14 protein-coding genes and 2 pseudogenes are annotated in these 17,152 nt (G+C 48.0%); 11 read left to right on the top strand and 5 right to left on the bottom strand.

From position 1 onward, the window contains the following. The first annotated feature begins 79 nt into the window (after nucleotides 1-79). The 3 genes from hflK (at nucleotide 80) to purA (ending at nucleotide 3,763) form a co-directional block, all read left to right on the top strand. Nucleotides 80-1,414: an FtsH protease activity modulator HflK gene (gene hflK, locus ACQ31U_RS08595; RefSeq protein ID WP_431051182.1), complete on the top strand. Its 1,335-nt coding sequence runs from the start codon at nucleotides 80-82 to the stop codon at nucleotides 1,412-1,414. After that, on the top strand, nucleotides 1,414-2,298 hold the full coding sequence (hflC, locus tag ACQ31U_RS08590; protein ID WP_431051180.1) for a protease modulator HflC: 885 nt from the start codon (nucleotides 1,414-1,416) through the stop codon (nucleotides 2,296-2,298). Before hflK ends, hflC begins: the two co-directional genes overlap by 1 nt. Nucleotides 2,299-2,467: 169 nt before the next feature. Continuing rightward, the gene (purA, locus tag ACQ31U_RS08585) at nucleotides 2,468-3,763 is read left to right on the top strand and encodes an adenylosuccinate synthase (RefSeq protein ID WP_431051178.1); all 1,296 of its coding nucleotides are present in this window, start codon (nucleotides 2,468-2,470) and stop codon (nucleotides 3,761-3,763) included. Between the two features lie 298 nt (nucleotides 3,764-4,061). On the opposite strand, the gene arsC is transcribed toward purA, so the two are convergent. From arsC to ansA, 3 genes are all read right to left on the bottom strand, one after another. Then, a complete protein-coding gene (gene arsC / locus ACQ31U_RS08580) occupies nucleotides 4,062-4,469 on the bottom strand; it encodes an arsenate reductase (glutaredoxin) (RefSeq protein WP_431051176.1) in 408 nt (135 codons plus the stop codon). Between the two features lie 102 nt (nucleotides 4,470-4,571). Next, nucleotides 4,572-6,002 (bottom strand): alanine/glycine:cation symporter family protein, encoded by a 1,431-nt coding sequence (locus ACQ31U_RS08575; protein WP_431051174.1) that lies wholly within the window; start codon nucleotides 6,000-6,002, stop codon nucleotides 4,572-4,574. Nucleotides 6,003-6,128: 126 nt separating this feature from the next. Beyond that, complete coding sequence (gene ansA / locus ACQ31U_RS08570; RefSeq protein ID WP_431051172.1) at nucleotides 6,129-7,139, bottom strand: asparaginase; 1,011 nt, start codon at nucleotides 7,137-7,139, stop codon at nucleotides 6,129-6,131. 234 nt (nucleotides 7,140-7,373) lie between these two features. Between ansA and ACQ31U_RS08565 the strand changes: the two genes are divergently transcribed. From ACQ31U_RS08565 to ACQ31U_RS08530, 8 genes and pseudogenes are all read left to right on the top strand, one after another. Next, complete coding sequence (locus ACQ31U_RS08565) at nucleotides 7,374-8,060, top strand: N-acetylmannosamine-6-phosphate 2-epimerase (RefSeq protein WP_431051170.1); 687 nt, start codon at nucleotides 7,374-7,376, stop codon at nucleotides 8,058-8,060. 27 nt (nucleotides 8,061-8,087) lie between these two features. Further along, nucleotides 8,088-8,972: an N-acetylmannosamine kinase gene (locus ACQ31U_RS08560; RefSeq protein WP_431051168.1), complete on the top strand. Its 885-nt coding sequence runs from the start codon at nucleotides 8,088-8,090 to the stop codon at nucleotides 8,970-8,972. 10 nt (nucleotides 8,973-8,982) lie between these two features. Further along, a complete protein-coding gene (gene nanQ, locus ACQ31U_RS08555; protein ID WP_431051166.1) occupies nucleotides 8,983-9,453 on the top strand; it encodes an N-acetylneuraminate anomerase in 471 nt (156 codons plus the stop codon). 23 nt (nucleotides 9,454-9,476) lie between these two features. Further along, nucleotides 9,477-10,343, top strand: a complete 867-nt coding sequence (locus tag ACQ31U_RS08550) for a MurR/RpiR family transcriptional regulator (RefSeq protein WP_431051164.1) — start codon at nucleotides 9,477-9,479, stop codon at nucleotides 10,341-10,343. Nucleotides 10,344-10,363: 20 nt separating this feature from the next. Then, the gene (gene nanA, locus ACQ31U_RS08545) at nucleotides 10,364-11,242 is read left to right on the top strand and encodes an N-acetylneuraminate lyase (protein ID WP_431051162.1); all 879 of its coding nucleotides are present in this window, start codon (nucleotides 10,364-10,366) and stop codon (nucleotides 11,240-11,242) included. A 117-nt stretch (nucleotides 11,243-11,359) separates the two neighbouring features. Further along, nucleotides 11,360-12,865 (top strand): PTS transporter subunit EIIC, encoded by a 1,506-nt coding sequence (locus ACQ31U_RS08540; RefSeq protein WP_431051160.1) that lies wholly within the window; start codon nucleotides 11,360-11,362, stop codon nucleotides 12,863-12,865. Nucleotides 12,866-12,972: 107 nt separating this feature from the next. After that, nucleotides 12,973-13,308 (top strand): annotated as a pseudogene (locus ACQ31U_RS08535) (transposase); the annotation flags it as partial. A 12-nt stretch (nucleotides 13,309-13,320) separates the two neighbouring features. Beyond that, nucleotides 13,321-13,653 (top strand): annotated as a pseudogene (locus tag ACQ31U_RS08530) (transposase); the annotation flags it as partial. Between the two features lie 70 nt (nucleotides 13,654-13,723). Here the strand turns inward: ACQ31U_RS08530 and lpdA are convergent. Then, a complete protein-coding gene (gene lpdA, locus ACQ31U_RS08525) occupies nucleotides 13,724-15,148 on the bottom strand; it encodes a dihydrolipoyl dehydrogenase (protein ID WP_431051158.1) in 1,425 nt (474 codons plus the stop codon). A gap of 100 nt (nucleotides 15,149-15,248) precedes the next feature. After that, the gene (gene aceF, locus ACQ31U_RS08520; protein ID WP_431051156.1) at nucleotides 15,249-17,129 is read right to left on the bottom strand and encodes a pyruvate dehydrogenase complex dihydrolipoyllysine-residue acetyltransferase; all 1,881 of its coding nucleotides are present in this window, start codon (nucleotides 17,127-17,129) and stop codon (nucleotides 15,249-15,251) included. Nucleotides 17,130-17,152 lie beyond the last annotated feature (23 nt).

The following is a 17,152-nucleotide window of genomic DNA, read 5'->3' as shown; positions in this document are numbered from 1 at the left end:
TCGAAAACTGCTTGAGTTAGCGGATTGTTACAATTTTTTGTTACGCCGCTTATTTTTAACTGACGGAGAAATCGCAACTATGTCGTGGAATGGTTCGGATAACAACCATAATTCAGATCAAGACCCTTGGGGCAAACCGGGGCAAAGCGGGCAAAAAAAGCCCGATAACAATTCGGGGCAACAAGATTGGCAAAACAATCCTGAACCCGAGCAACAGCCACATTCGCAACGCAATAAACAACAAGGTCCGCCGGATTTAGAAGATATTTTCAATAATCTGCTGAAAAAAATGGGCGGTGGAGGAAACAATAACCGTCAATCCAACAATAATGCACCGGCGTTCAATTTCGGTAAACTGTTACCGGTTGCGGCGGTGATCGGCGCAATCGTGTGGGGCGTCAGCGGTTTTTACACCGTGAAAGAAGCCGAGCGCGGCGTGGTGTTGCGTTTCGGCAAAGTCAATTCGATTGTGCAACCGGGTTTGAACTGGAAACCGACCTTTATCGATCAAGTCCGTCCGGTGAATATCGAAAAAATCAGCGAACTGAAAACCCAAGGCAGCATGCTGACTCAAGATGAAAACATGGTCGTGGTGGAAATGACGGTGCAATATCGGGTCAATAATCCGGAAAAATTCCTGTTCAGTGTCACCAATCCGGAAAACAGCCTGTCGCAAGCCACCGACAGCGCGCTGCGTTATGTGATCGGCCACATGACGATGGACGATATTTTGACCACCGGGCGTTCGGTAGTACGTGAAGACACTTGGCGTTATCTGGAAAATGTCATCAAGCCGTACGACATGGGCTTAGAGGTGATTGATGTCAACTTCCAGTCCGCCCGTCCGCCGGAGCAAGTGAAAGACGCGTTTGACGACGCGATCAAAGCCCAAGAAGACGAACAACGCTTTATCCGCCAAGCGGAAGCCTATGCCCGTGAAGCCGAGCCGATTGCGCGCGGGGACGCACAGCGTATCGTCGAGCAAGCCACCGCGTATAAAGAACAAGTGGTATTGGACGCACAAGGGGAAGTGGAACGCTTCCAACAACTGCTACCGGAATATAAAGCCGCACCGGAATTATTGCGTGAACGGCTGTATATTCAAGCAATGGAAAACATTATGGCGGAAACCCCGAAAATGATGTTGGATTCCACCGGCGGCAACAATCTGACCGTGTTACCGTTGGAACAAATGTTGAATCAGAAAAAAGCGGCTGAAAGTGCGGTCGAAAAGACAGACGCGCCACAAGCAAAAGGGGCGAATACCAATACCGCACTGGGTAGTGCGGCAAACCGAAATACGCCGGTTCGCACGCCGTCGCCTGCCGCTTCAACCAATAATGAAAACAGCTATATAGGCTCACAACAAGAAGAACGCTATGAAAACAGCACTCGCCAAGGGAGATTCGAATAATGCGTAAGTTTTTATTGCCGGTCATTATTCTACTGGCGGCTATTCTGTATTCCAGTATTGTGGTGATCAACGAAGGATCGCGCGGGATTATGTTGCGCTTTAACAAAGTGCTGCGTGACGCCGATAACAAGGTCACTATCTATAATCCGGGCATTCACTTTAAAGTGCCGTTTATCGACAATATCAAAGTGCTGGATGCCAAAATCCAAACCCAAGACGGACAAGCGGATCGCTTCGTCACCGTCGAGAAAAAAGATTTGTTGGTCGATTCTTATGTGAAATGGCGGATCAGCGATTTCGGGCGTTTCTACACCAGTACCGGCGGTGGCGATTACACCTATGCCGACAACTTGTTACGGCGTAAAGTCAATGACCGTTTGCGTTCGGAAATCGGTTCCAGAACGATTAAAGACATTGTCTCCGGCACGCGCGGCGAGTTGATGACCGGTGCCTTGAACGCCTTAAACAGCGGGGCGGACAGCGCTTCGGATTTAGGGATTCAAGTGGTTGATGTGCGCGTGAAACAAATCAATCTGCCACAAGAGGTATCAACATCAATTTATCAGCGTATGCGCGCCGAACGGGATGCGGTCGCACGGGAACACCGTTCGCAAGGGCGTGAGAAATCGGCGTTTATCCAAGCCGATGTTGATCGTCGCGTGACGGTGATTTTGGCAAACGCCAATAAAACGGCACAAGAATTACGCGGTAGCGGCGACGCCACCGCAGCCAAAGTCTATTCTGACGCATTCCGCAACGAACCGGAATTTTTCAGCTTTGTACGCAGCCTGAAAGCCTATGAAAAGAGCTTTAAAAACGCCGGTAATATGATGATTCTAAAACCGGGCAGCGATTTCTTCCGCTATATGCAACCGGAAAACTAAAACGAATGTCAGCACTAAACAAGCCCTAGCCGCCGCTAGGGCTTTTATTTTTACCTGTTGTTTTTTACTTAAAAAATACAAGAAAATACCGCACTTTGATTGTAGTTAATAACGGAAAATAGTAAAGTAAACAGTTGCGAATCCGTACATCTTAAAAGGTAAAATTATTATGGGGAAAAGTGTTGTAATCCTCGGCGCGCAATGGGGCGACGAAGGAAAAGGGAAAATTGTTGATCTACTGACTGATCGCGTCAAATATGTGGTGCGCTATCAAGGCGGCCACAATGCCGGTCATACCTTGATTATCAACGGTGAAAAAACCGTCTTGCGCCTGATTCCGTCCGGTATTCTGCGCGATAACGTCACCTGCCTGATCGGCAACGGCGTGGTGCTCTCCCCTGCGGCATTAATGCAAGAAATGGGCGAACTGGAAAGCCGCGGTGTCAAGGTGCGCGAACGCTTGCTGATTTCCGAAGCCTGTCCGCTGATTTTACCTTACCATGTTGCGATGGATCATGCCCGTGAAGCGGCGCTGGGCAAAAAAGCCATCGGGACGACCGGTCGCGGTATCGGTCCGGCTTACGAAGATAAAGTCGCCCGTCGCGGCTTGCGTGTCGGCGATCTGTTCAACCGTGAAACCTTCGCTGAAAAATTGAAAAACATCTTGGAATACTATAACTTCCAATTAGTCAATTATTACAAAGTCGAGCCGGTTGATTACGACAAAACCCTAACTGAGATTTTTGCCATTGCCGACATCATCACTGCAATGGTTGCCGATATTCCGACCATTTTAGACAAAGCGCGCTTAAACGGTGACAATATCCTGTTTGAAGGGGCGCAAGGCACAATGTTGGACATCGACCACGGTACTTATCCGTATGTGACCAGTTCCAACACCACCGCGGGCGGTGTGGCGACAGGCGCCGGTTACGGGCCGCGTCACTTGGATTATGTATTAGGGATCATCAAAGCCTACTGCACCCGTGTCGGCGGCGGTCCGTTCACCACCGAACTGTTTGACGAAATTGGGGTGGAAATTGCCAAAAAAGGCAATGAATTCGGGGCGGTTACCGGGCGCCCGCGTCGTTGCGGTTGGTTTGACGCGGTTGCAGTACGCCGTGCGATTCAACTCAATTCGATCTCCGGTTTCTGCATGACCAAATTAGACGTCTTGGACGGATTTGAGCAACTGAAAATCTGCGTTGCCTACAAAATGCCGGACGGCTCCATCGTGGAATATGCGCCGACAGCGGCGGAAAACTGGGAAAATGTCGAGCCAATCTATGAAACCTTACCGGGTTGGTCGGAAAATACGTTCGGCGTTACCGATATTAATCAGTTGCCACAAACCGCGCGCGATTATATCAAACGGATTGAAGAAGTAACCGGCGTACCGGTTGATATTCTGTCCACCGGCCCTGATCGTGTCGAGACCATGATTTTACGTGATCCGTTTGCGTAATACACATCCTGTTATAAAAAACAAATCCCTTGTATTGATCTACAAGGGATTTCAGGCGGATGATAAAGTCTCTTGCTCTAATCATTTCCCTCCCTCCGTATACGGAGGGAGGTGTCCGAAGGACGGAGGGAGGCATAAAGAATGTTAAAAAGTAATATGTTGCATTTTCATATTACCCCTCCCTCCCCATTTTTCTTGCGAAAAACGGTACTCCCTCCGCACGCGGAGGGAGAGAAGTCAGTTTGTCAGCAATCTCAAATCCCTTGTACGGTTTTTTATTTTTGCGATTATGCCGGCCTTATAATGGATGAACCGCTTCGCCATCTTCTTTGTAGAAGACAGTAGGCAAGGCGATAGGCAGGATGTCTAACACCGCTTCGGACGGGCGGCATAACTTACAGCCCTTCTCCGTGATGACAATCGGGCGGTTAATCAAAATCGGCGCTTGCAGCATTGCCGCAATAATTTGTTCGTCGCTGACATTATCTTTATCCAGTCCCAAATCGTGATATGGCGCAACGTTACGGCGCAATAATTCGTGCGGGCTGATAGCTATCTGCTCCAGTAAATTACGCAGTTCGGTTTCATCGGGCGGATTTTCCAAATAATGGATAATCGTCGGCTCAATGCCGCAATGGCGGAGCAAAGCCAAGACATTGCGCGAGGTGCCGCATTCCGGGTTGTGATAAATTGTGACGTTATTCATGTTATTCTCCTCTTATCTGTTAACCATTGAAAAGTGCGGTCGGCTCATGATGATCATCACCGCCAAACCGCACTTTACTCTTATTTTATTTCGCAAGGAACGTTATTTTTGTACTTTCCATGCTTCGCGATCAATATCCAAATCCGAGAATTGCTCAGGGTTGAAGACCGGTTCTTCCACGCCTTGTTTTAGCTGTCGGCGGTAGTCGTTCATCAAGCGTACCACTTGTGGGAACAGCATGATCAACGCCAGCAAGTTCAATAGGGCTAACAAACCCATCAGTGGATCAGAGAAGAAGAAGACCGAAGTTGCTCCCGGTGCGGTTGCGCCGAGGAACAATACGACAATCACGACACAACGTAGGATGAGAATCGGCAGCTGCTCCTTTTTGCCGTAGAACAGGAAGCTCAGTGCGTTTTCGCCTAAGTAATAGTTGTAGATAATGGTGCTGAACGAAAACAACAAAATCGAGAAGGTTAATAAATATTTCGCCCATTCGCCGAAGTGGCTGACAAGGGATTGTTGGGTTAATACTACGCCGTCGATTTCCGCACCCGGTACGTAAACGTTACCCAATAAAATAATGAAAGCGGTGCAGCTACAGATAATGATGGTGTCGATAAACACCGATAATGATTGGGCAATCCCTTGGCTGACCGGGTGGCTGACGTGCGCCGTAGCAGCAACGTTCGGCACAGAGCCTAAGCCTGCTTCGTTCGAGAATAATCCGCGGCGCATACCTTGCGCAATCGCAATCCCCATGCCGCCGCCGACCACGGAATCAATGCCGAAGGCATTTTTAACAATCGTCATGATTAACGCGGGAATTTCGCCGATGTTCATCACGATCACGGTTAATGCCATAAAGATATAAGCAAATGCCATAATCGGAATAATCACGTCCGAGACTTTAGAGATCCGGGTGATCCCGCCAAAGATAATCGCACCGCCGACAATCGCCAGCAGAATCCCTGTCCACATCCGATCAATTTGCAAGCTGTCCAGCACCGCGCCGGCGACGGTATTGCCTTGGAATGCGTTGAAACCGATCGAGAAAGAAAGCATTAAGCAGATCGAATAAGCGATCGCCATCCAACGGTATTTCGCGCCCAATCCGTGCAGAATAAAACGCGCCGAACCGCCACGGAAATGTCCGTCAGCGGTTTTGTGTTTATATAATTGGGCTAGGGTGCATTCGACGATACTGGTCATCATGCCGACGAGGGCCACAACCCACATCCAGAAAACCGCACCCGGGCCGCCGATGGAGATGGCAACCGCCACCCCGGCGATATTGCCGCCGCCGACGCGTCCGCCGATAGATACGAATAGCGCTTGGCGGCCGCTGATTTGGTTTTTGCCGTGTTTATTCGGCTCATTACGCAGAAATTTAAACATCCGTTTAAAGTATTTAAACTGCGCAAAATCACCGATAATAGTAAAAAATAGGCCGAAAATAATCAGCATTGGAATCAACGCCCAGCCCCAAGTCAGGGTGTCGATAATATTAAAGAGTGCTTGGATATAGTCCATAACGTTAGTCCGTTGTTTTCCTGTTAGTGTTGTAATAATAAAATGGAATAAGCTTTCGCGCTGAAAATACTAGCAAAGTGCGGTTAGATGTCAATTGTAAACCGCACTTTCCCCATAAACAGATTACTAAAGTGTGAGCTCTCCCCGTAAATTTTGGCGTAAATAATGCCGCACCTCATCAATACTGAGATCTTGGCTGAGGAGGTAGTGTAACTTGGCAAGTGCGGTTTCGACCGTCATATCATAACCGCTGATCACCCCGACATTCGCCAAGGCATTACCGGTGGCATAACTCTCCATATTGACTTTCCCGGCATAACACTGTGTGAGGTTCAACACGATAATGCCGTCATCATAGGCCTGTTGCAGTAGCGACAGAATTTCCGGCGTATTCGGCGCATTGCCGATACCGAAAGTCAGTAAAATTAAGCCATTCACCGGTTGCTGCAAGACATTGCGAATCACCTCCGGGGAGATTCCCGGATATAACATCACAATCCCAATCGGTTGCGGCGTGATGGTGCGCAATTTAAATTCGCCGCGCGGTAACAGATTTAATGCGGCGTTATTGACGGAAATCGTGATTCCCGCTTCAATCAATGCCGGATAATTGGGAGAAGAAAAGGCGTCGAAACCGTCGGCGTGGCTTTTGGTGCTACGGTTGCCGCGCAACAGGCGGTTGTTAAAAAACAATGTGACTTCGCTGATTGGATAATGTGCCGCCAGATACAATGAATTCAGCAAATTACTTAAACCGTCGGAGCGCAACCCGGAAATGGGGATTTGCGAGCCGGTGATAATCACCGGTTTGGTCAGATTTTCAAACATAAAAGAGAGTGCCGAAGCGGTGTACGCCATGGTATCCGTGCCGTGCAGAATGATAAACGCGTCATAGCGGCCGTAGTGTTTTTTGATATCGTCGGCAATTTGCTGCCAGTGTGCCGGAGTCATATTGGCGGAATCGATCAATTCGGGATATTCGTGTACGGTAAAGTGCGGTATTTCCGGACGTTGCAGTTCCGGCAATGCGGCCAGATAGCTGGTCATAAAGCCCGGCTGCGGCACATAGCCGTATTTCGACGGTTTCATCCCGATGGTACCGCCGGTATAGGCAATATAGATAGATTTTTTGTTCATGGGGTTGCTTGAGGCCGTAGCGAAAAAAGAAAATATAGTATAAGTCTTTTTAACGGAAAAAGTGCGGTCAATTGCGGTTTTCTTTTTTTAACCATACAAGCAAAATGTTTTCTGGAAGTTAAATTTGACTTAGATCTCATTTTGCAACGATTTCTCTTGTTCTGTTTGAAATGAAGTATTACTCTATGTTCAATGAAGTTAATCTTCTTTGGCACTATAATGCATGGAGTTAAAATGTCAAAACTTACAAAACAACAAATCTTGGCAACACTTGAACAGGGATTAATTGCGTCTTGCCAACCGGTCGATGATGGGCCGATGGATTCGCCGGAAATCGTGGCGGCAATGGCGCAAGCTTCGGTGAACGGCGGCGCGGCAGGCTTGCGCATTGAAGGTATCGAGAATTTAAAAGCCACGCGCAGCAAGGTGAATGTGCCGATTATCGGCATTGTGAAACGTGATCTGGATGACAGCCCGGTGCGGATTACGCCGTTTTTACATGATGTGGAAGCGCTGGCGGCGGCCGGGGCGGATATTATCGCCTTTGACGGCACCGATCGCGTGCGCCCTGAAACGCGTGACGTATTGGTTGCCAAAATTAAGGAATTGGGGTGTTTGTCAATGGCGGATTGCTCCAATTACGAAGAAGGGATGTATTGCCAGAATTTAGGCGTGGATTTAATCGGCAGTACGATGTCGGGCTATACCGGCGGCGCAATTCCGAAAGATCCTGATATTAAATTGGTGCAAGATCTGAAAGCGTCCGGTTGCCGCGTTATGGCGGAAGGGCGTTACAACACACCGGAATTGGCGGCGTTGGCAATCGAAAACGGCGCATTTTCCGTGACGGTCGGTTCGGCATTGACCCGTTTGGAGCATATCGTCAGCTGGTTCGTGAATAAAATCAATGCGGTAAAATAACGCGCAAAGAGTAGGGGTTCGGAAAAGATGAGATGTTGTTTGGCGATAGATATTGGCGGAACTAAGATTGCCAGCGCGTTGGTGACGGGCAAGGTCGTTGAACAGCGCCGACAGATAAAAACGCCGCAGGATAAATCAGCCGAAGGTATGGCAAATGTGCTGTCCGAATTATTACGGCATTATAACGGGATGTTTGACGCGGTTGCCGTTGCTTCGACCGGGATTATCAATAACGGTGTCCTGACCGCACTTAATCCGAAAAATTTGGGCGGTTTGGCGGAGTTCCCGTTGCGTGACACTATCGCAAAACACACCCGCCATCCGATAGGTTTGCTAAATGACGTGCAGGCAGCCGCTTATGCAGAATATGCATTACTGGATGAAAAAGTGGATAATTTTGTTTTTATCACGGTTTCGACCGGTGTCGGCGGTGGTATGATTCTGAACCGCGAATTGCAAATCGGTCCAAATGGGGTGGCGGGTCATATCGGGCATACGTTGGCGGATCCGAACGGTCCGGTTTGCGGCTGCGGCAGACGGGGTTGTGTGGAGGCGGTTGCCGCCGGCAGGGCGATTGAAGCCACGGCGGCACAGTGGGAAAATCCGTGCGAACCGAAAGAAGTGTTCGAACGTTTCCGTCAAGGCGTGCCTGAAGCGGTTGCGGTGGTGCAGCGTTCGGCGCTGGCAATTGCCAATCTGATTGCCGATTTAGTGATTAGTAATGATATTCAGCGGGTTGCCGTGGGCGGCAGCGTCGGTTTGGCCGACGGTTATCTACCGTTAGTGCGCGAATATCTACGGCGGTTACCGCACTTTTATCACACCGATGTCGTACCCGCGGTTTGCGGGCAAGACGCCGGCTTGGTAGGCGCCGCACTTTGGATGCAGGCTAGTTTAAAAAACAAAAGGTAAGGACTGAAATATGATTTTGGCTGATTTGACGAAAGAACAGGTAAATCTTGGGTTGCCGGCGGTAATTGCAGACGTGTGCGATTATTTAAACCGACAAGATTTGGCGGCGTTGGAATTGGGACGCCACGACATCACTGCCGATATTTTCATGAACGTGATGGAATTTGACACGGCAGAGGCGGCGAGTAAAAAAGCGGAATTGCACCACCGTTATCTGGATGTACAAGTGTTAATCTCCGGTACGGAGCAAATAGAATTCGGCGTCGGCAATCCGGATCTGAGTAATTATGAAGCTTATCACGAAGATGATGATTACCAATTGACAGCGGTAGAAATTGAGAATAAAAACAGTATTGTATTGCAACCGAAAATGTTTGCCGTATTTTTCCCGTATGAGCCGCATAAACCGGGCTGTAATGTGGCGGGACAAAGCCATAAGGTGAAAAAACTGGTTGTCAAAATTCCTTATACATTATTATAAAATTTGATCGATAGGAGTATGTCATGAATCAAGGTGGAAAAATTTTAGATACCATAGGTGCATTGCAAAGCAGTTTGACAAAGACGGAAAAACGAATTGCGTCCGCGATTCTGACCTCTCCGGATTTACTAAATCAATGTTCATTATCTGAAGTCGCAGCGAAACTGGATGTTGGTGAAGCCACTTTTATTCGTTTTTGTCGTACCTTAGGCTTTAAAGGCTATACCGATTTTAAATTGGATTTGGCAATTGAGTTGGCAACCCAAAACAAAGAGAACGGTTCGCTGTTAGACACTCAAATTGGCGGTGAGGATGAGCCGAGTGAAATTGCGCTGAAACTGCAAAGCGTGCTGTCGAATGTGATTAGCGAAACTATCAATTTATTGGATTTCAATGAATTGGAAAGAGCGGTCGAGGCCATTCGCCGTTCAAAACGGATTTTCGTGTTCGGTGTCGGTTCGTCCGGTTTGACCGCGGAAGATGCCAAACATAAATTCTTGCGTATCGGCTTGCAGGTGGATGCACTCACCAACAACCATTTTATGTATATGCAGGCTTCCTTGATGAATGATCAGGATATTGTGATCGGTATCAGCCATTCGGGTTATTCAATCGAAACCACACAAGCATTAAAAATCGCCAAAGCCAATGGGGCAAAAACCATTGCGATTACCCATAATCTACGTTCGCCGATTACTGAAGTTGCGGATTATGTGCTGATTAACGGCAATCGACAAGGGCAACTGCAAGGCGACTCCATCGGTACCAAAATTTCCCAGTTATTTGTCATGGATTTAATCTACGCCCTGTTGGTACAAGCAGAGCCGGATAATTCGATGAGTAAAAAACAAAAAACATTAAACGTTATTCTTGAACAACGTATTAAATAATCTAATTTTTAGGAGATTTCATGAAAGATTTAAAAGGTATTTTCAGCGCATTGCTGGTTTCATTCAATGAGGACGGAACCATTAATGAAAAAGGCTTGCGTCAAATCGTGCGCCATAACATTGATAAAATGAAAGTGGACGGTTTGTATGTCGGCGGCAGCACCGGTGAAAACTTTATGTTGTCCACCGAAGAGAAAAAAGAAATTTTCCGCATTGCCAAAGATGAAGCCAAAGATCAAATCGCGTTGATTGCACAAGTGGGCAGCGTGAATTTGAAAGAAGCGGTTGAATTGGGTAAATATGCCACGGAATTAGGCTATGACTGTTTGTCTGCGGTGACACCGTTCTACTACAAATTCAGCTTTGCCGAAATCAAACACTTCTATAACACTATTATCGAAGCCACCGGCAACCGCATGATCGTGTACTCCATTCCGTTCTTAACGGGCGTGAATATCGGCGTAGCGCAATTCGGCGAATTGTATGAAAACGAAAAAATCATCGGCGTAAAATTCACCGCAGGTGACTTCTATCTGTTGGAGCGCTTGAAAAAAGCCTATCCGAACCACTTAATCTGGGCGGGCTTCGACGAAATGATGTTACCTGCCGCGGTATTGGGCGTGGACGGCGCAATCGGCAGTACCTTCAACGTCAACGGTATCCGTGCGCGTCAAATCTTTGAAAAAGCGCAAGCCGGACAGATCGAGGAAGCGTTAGAAATCCAACACGTTACCAATGATTTAATCGAAGGTATTTTGGGCAACGGTTTATATCTGACCATCAAAGAGTTGTTGAAGCTGGATGGCGTAGACGCAGGTTATTGCCGCGAACCGATGACCAAAGAATTAACCGCGGAACAAGTAGCCGTTGCAAAAGAATTGAAAGCCAACTATCTGTAAGTTACCGCATACCGCACTTGCGGATATAATTCACGTTTTTTAAAAATCAAAGATGGACTCAACGATGAATAGTCGAGCGGTTCATCTTTTTTATTTGTAAGTAAAAAGGAGGCTTATATGTTTAAAACACTACAAAAAGTCGGTAAAGCCTTTATGCTGCCGATTGCTATTTTACCGGCTGCCGGTTTGTTGCTCGGGATTGGCGGCGCACTGTCGAACCAAACCACGATTTTAGCTTATCCGATTTTGGATAACGATTTCTTGCAGAGTATCTTTAAAGTGATGGCGGCGGCAGGAACCGTGGTTTTTGCCAATCTTGCGCTGTTATTGTGTATCGGTTTGGGCATTGGTTTAGCTAACCGTGATAAAGGTACGGCAGCATTGGCGGCGGTGGTCGGTTATTTGATTATGACCGGTACCATCAGCGCATTGTTAGCGATTTTTACTCCTGAGGCGAGTGGTATTGACACCGGGGTGATCGGCTCGTTGGTGATGGGCTTGCTGGCGGTATGGCTGCATAACCGTTACCACAATATCCAATTGCCGCAAATGCTCGGCTTCTTCGGCGGTTCCCGCTTTGTACCGATTGTGACTGCATTTGCCGCAATTTTTGTCGGTGTGTTCTTTTTCTTAGTCTGGCCGACATTCCAAGGTTGGCTGGTCAGTGCCGGGGAAGGAATTGCAAAAATGGGCGCAATCGGCACATTTTTCTACGGTTTCTTAATGCGCTTGTCCGGTGCGATCGGCTTGCACCACATGATTTATCCGCTGTTTTGGTACACCGAACTGGGTGGCGTGGAACAAGTCGCAGGTAGTGCGATTGCCGGAGCGCAAAAAATCTTCTTTGCCCAATTAGCTGATCCAAATCATCAGGGGTTGTTTACCGAAGGTACGCGTTTCTTTGCCGGGCGTTTTGACACCATGATGTTCGGTTTGCCGGCGGCTTGTTTGGCAATGTACCATTGCGTACCGAAAGTACGGCGTAAACTGTTCGGCGGTTTGTTCTTAGGCGTTGCTTTGACCTCATTCTTAACCGGGATCACCGAACCGATTGAATTTATGTTCCTGTTCGTTGCGCCGTGGTTATATGTGATCCATGCGTTTTTCGACGGGGTATCATTCTACATCGCTGATATTCTGAATATTTCTATTGGTAACACCTTCTCCGGCGGCTTTATCGACTTCCTGTTGTTCGGGATTTTGCAAGGTGACGATAAAACCAACTGGATTCGGGTGGTGTTGGTCGGCTTGCCCTGGGCGGCGCTGTATTATTTTACCTTCCGCTTCTTAATCATCAAATTCAATGTGATGACCCCGGGACGTGATGATGACAGCCAAAGCGAAGAAAACCAAAGTGCGGTTTCAGCCAACAGTGACTTACATGAGAATGCAGTGAAAATTATCACCGCACTTGGCGAAAAAGAGAATATCGAACACGTAGACGCCTGTATCACTCGGTTACGCGTGGCGCTCAAAGACGTGAAAAAAGTGGATAAAGCCGGCTTGAAAAAGATTGGTGCAATTGATGTACTCGAAGTCGGCGGCGGTATCCAAGCGATTTTTGGCGCCAAAGCGGTGTTGTATAAGAGTGAAGTTAATCAAATTCTCGGGTTAGAAGATTAGCCTGAACATTTAAAAAATAGCTTCTAATAAAAATCCCTTGCATATCAAATCTGATCTGCACCCCAAAAGTTGGACTGCAAAACCAACTGACTAAGGTGCAGATTTTTATGACTAAATATACCCAAGTATTGAAACAACAAATCGTTGAATATTACTTTCAACATGCTCAATCTCTCAGTCAAACATCAAAACACGTTCAAGTTGCACCACGCTGTATTCGTCACTGGGTTGCACAATATCAATATTCCGGTCTTGATGGGCTAGCCGTCCTACATATACCACGAAAATATAGGCTTGAAGATAAGCTGAAAGCCATTGAATATTTACAACACACCGAACTGACCTTTGACCAAATTGCACTGAAATTGGGCGTATCAAACGGCAGTGTTGTTTATCAATGGTTGCAACGGTTCAATAAATTTGGCATAAATGGACTGATTGATAAGCCCAAAGGACAACAAGCCGTGAATAAGTTACCGAAGGAGGCAATGCCGATATTACATTCAGACCAAGGTTGGCAGTATCAAATGCCGTCTTATCGCAAGATATTGGCAGATAATCAGATTCAAATCAGTATGTCGAGAAAGGGAAATTGTTTGGATAATGGCGCAATGGAAAGTTTTTTCGGCAGGCTGAAGACAGAATGTTTTTATGTTCGGCAATTTGATACGGCAGATGACATTGAGCAGGCGGTTCATCAATATATTGAGTATTACAATACTGAAAGAATTCAGGGAAAATTAAAAGGATTAAGCCCGATACAATATCGAACTCAATCCGTTCATTAAGCAGTCCAACTTTGTGGGGTCAGATCAAAGAGGATCTACGGTTTTCAATGAGATTAGTTGATGACCTCAACTATTTTTTCTTTTTCGCTTTGGCGTTCGGTAAATCGGTTACGGTACCTTCGAACACTTCTGCCGCCAAACCCACGGATTCGTGCAGGGTCGGGTGCGCGTGAATGGTCAAGGCAAGATCTTCCGCATCACAGCCCATTTCGATTGCCAAGCCGATTTCACCTAACAGTTCGCCACCGTTAGTACCGACGATTGCGCCGCCGATAACACGGTGTGAATCTTTATCGAAAATCAGTTTGGTCATCCCGTCGGAACAGTCAGAGGCAATCGCACGACCGGAAGCCGCCCATGGGAAGGTTGCCACTTCGTAATTGCTCCCCTCGGCCTTACACTCTTTCTCGGTTTTACCAACCCACGCCACTTCCGGCTCGGTGTAAGCGATCGACGGAATCACTTTCGGATCGAAGTAGTGTTTTTTGCCCGCGATCACTTCCGCGGCAACGTGTCCTTCGTGTACGCCTTTGTGTGCCAACATCGGTTGACCAACCACATCACCAATCGCAAAAATATGATCGACATTGGTGCGCATTTGTTTGTCGGTGCGGATAAAGCCGCGCTCATCCACTTCAACCCCGGCAACACCGGCGTCAATCAATTTACCGTTCGGCGTACGGCCGATTGCGACCAATACCGCGTCATAACGGCGGGTTTCATTGGCGGCTTTGCCCTCCATCGAAACATAGATCCCGTCATCTTTCGCTTCCACCGCGGTCACTTTGGTTTCTAGCAACAGGTTGAATTTCTTCTCGATACGTTTGGTATAAATCTTAACGATATCTTTATCCGCCGCTGGAATCACTTGGTCGAACATCTCGACTACGTCAATTTTTGAACCTAACGCGTGATAAACCGTTCCCATTTCCAAACCGATAATCCCGCCGCCCATAATCAACAGATTTTCCGGTACGGTTTTCAATTTCAACGCGTCCGTCGAATCCCAAATACGCGGATCTTCATGTGGAATGAAGGGTAATTGAATCGGACGAGAGCCCGCGGCGATAATCGCATTATCAAATTTAATCGTCACATCGCCTTCTTCACCGGCAACGATCAAGGAGTTAGCGCCGGAGAATTTGCCGTAACCGTTCACCACTTGCACTTTACGCATTTTCGCCATGCCTGCCAAGCCGCCGGTTAATTGGTTGATCACTTTTTCTTTCCAACCGCGGATTTTTTCCACATCGGTGCTCGGCTCGCCAAATACGATCCCGTGTTCTGCCAACGCTTTGGCTTCTTCAATTACTTTGGCAACGTGCAATAACGCTTTAGACGGAATACAACCGACATTCAGGCAAACCCCGCCCAGCGTGGAATAACGCTCGACGATCACCGTATCCAAACCTAAATCGGCACAACGGAAAGCCGCCGAGTAACCGGCAGGCCCCGCCCCTAATACCACAACTTGCGTTTTAATCTCTTTACTCATGATAACCTCTTTTATTGGTTGAGTGCGCAAACCGCACTTTAACACGAATTCAATCACGCCTCTCTTACGTTACCGCTGTGCAGAGAGGCGAAAATAGTGCTTACATCACCAAGCGGCGTAAATCGGACAATACGCCGTTAATAAAGGTGACGAATCGCGCGCCGTCTGCGCCGTCAATCACGCGGTGGTCATAAGACAATGACAACGGTAACATCAAGCGAGGGGTGAACTCTTTACCGTTCCAAACCGGCGTCATTTCCGATTTAGATACGCCCAAAATCGCCACTTCCGGTGCATTTACGATTGGCGTAAAGTGCGTGCCGCCGATACCGCCCAAGCTGGAAATGGTGAAACAGCCGCCTTGCATATCAGACGCGGTCAGTTTACCTGCACGGGCTTTTTTCGAGATTTCCGCTAATTCGCGTGACAATTCGATAATGCCTTTTTTGTTTACGTCTTTAAATACCGGGACAACCAAACCGTTCGGCGTATCTACCGCCACGCCGATATTGATGTATTTTTTCAGGGTCAAACGCTGGGCGTCTTCGGAGATTGAGCTGTTAAAGCGCGGATAAGCTTCCAGGGCTTTGGCAACGGCTTTCATGATAAACACCAACGGCGTGATTTTCACATCCAGTTTTTGTTTTTCAGCCAACACGTTTTGCTCTTTGCGGAATGCTTCCAAATCGGTGATATCCGCTTTGTCCCATTGGGTTACGTGTGGAATCATCACCCAGTTGCGGTGCAGGTTGGCACCGGAAATTTTTTGGATACGGCCCAATTCCACTTCTTCGGTTTCGCCGAATTTGCTGAAATCCACTTTCGGCCAAGGCAACAAGCCCAAACCGGCTCCCGCTGGCGCCGCACCTGCTGCTGCCGCAACCGAACCGGACTCAACCAGTTTGATGGCATTTTTGACATACGCCTGCACGTCTTCTTTCAGGATACGTCCTTTACGTCCGCTACCTTTGACTTTATCCAGGTTGACACCGAATTCGCGTGCCAAACGGCGAACCACCGGCGTTGCATGGGCAAAAACCGCACTTGCGGTCACATCTTGCTGAGAAGCCGCTGCTTGCGCTGTTACCGGCACCGGGGCGCTTTCCGCTTTCGCCGGCGCCGCCGCAGGCGCTGCCGCTTGTGCAGGGGCTGCACCCGCAACTTCAAAACGCATAATCAAGGAACCGGTTGAGACTTTATCACCGGCTTTAACCAAAATTTCTTTCAGTACACCGGCGAACGGTGCCGGTACTTCCATCGAAGCTTTGTCGCCTTCCACGGTAATCAAGGATTGTTCTTCGGCAATAGTATCGCCGACGCTGACCATGATTTCGGTGACGTTAACTTCATCACCGCCGATATCAGGCACATTGACATCAACGATTGACGGTGCTGAACTCGCCACAGGCGCAGCCGCAACCGCACTTTCGGCTACGGCAGGCACGTCGCTTGCCGCGGTTTCAAAGCGCATAATCAAAGAGCCGGTTGAAACTTTATCACCCGCCACAACCAAAATTTCTTTCACTACGCCGGCAAACGGCGCCGGCACTTCCATTGAGGCTTTATCGCCTTCAACGGTCAAGAGTGATTGTTCTTCGCTGACACTGTCGCCCACGCCGACCATAATTTCGGTGACGTTAACTTCATCACTGCCGATATCCGGCACAACGACATCGACAACCGCACTTGCCGCCCCAGGTGCGGCAACAGGCGCCGCTTCCGCTTTGGCTTCAGGTGCAGCAACTGCCGCCGCATCTTCAAACACCATCATTGGCGACCCCGTAGAGACCTTATCGCCGACTTTAACTAAAATTTCCTTGACCACCCCTTTTTCAGGTGACGGCACTTCCATTGAGGCTTTGTCGCCCTCAACATTAATCAAACTTTGCTCAACTTCAACGCTGTCGCCAACGCTGACCATAATCTCGGTTACCGTGACTTCATCACTACCGATATCCGGTACTTGAATTTGTTTAGACATAATTTTTCCTTTCTCTAATGACA

Origin of the sequence: Testudinibacter sp. TW-1, from assembly GCF_050613185.1 — a bacterium.
Taxonomy (GTDB): domain Bacteria; phylum Pseudomonadota; class Gammaproteobacteria; order Enterobacterales; family Pasteurellaceae; genus Chelonobacter.
This window is presented reverse-complemented; position numbering and strand designations above follow the sequence as displayed.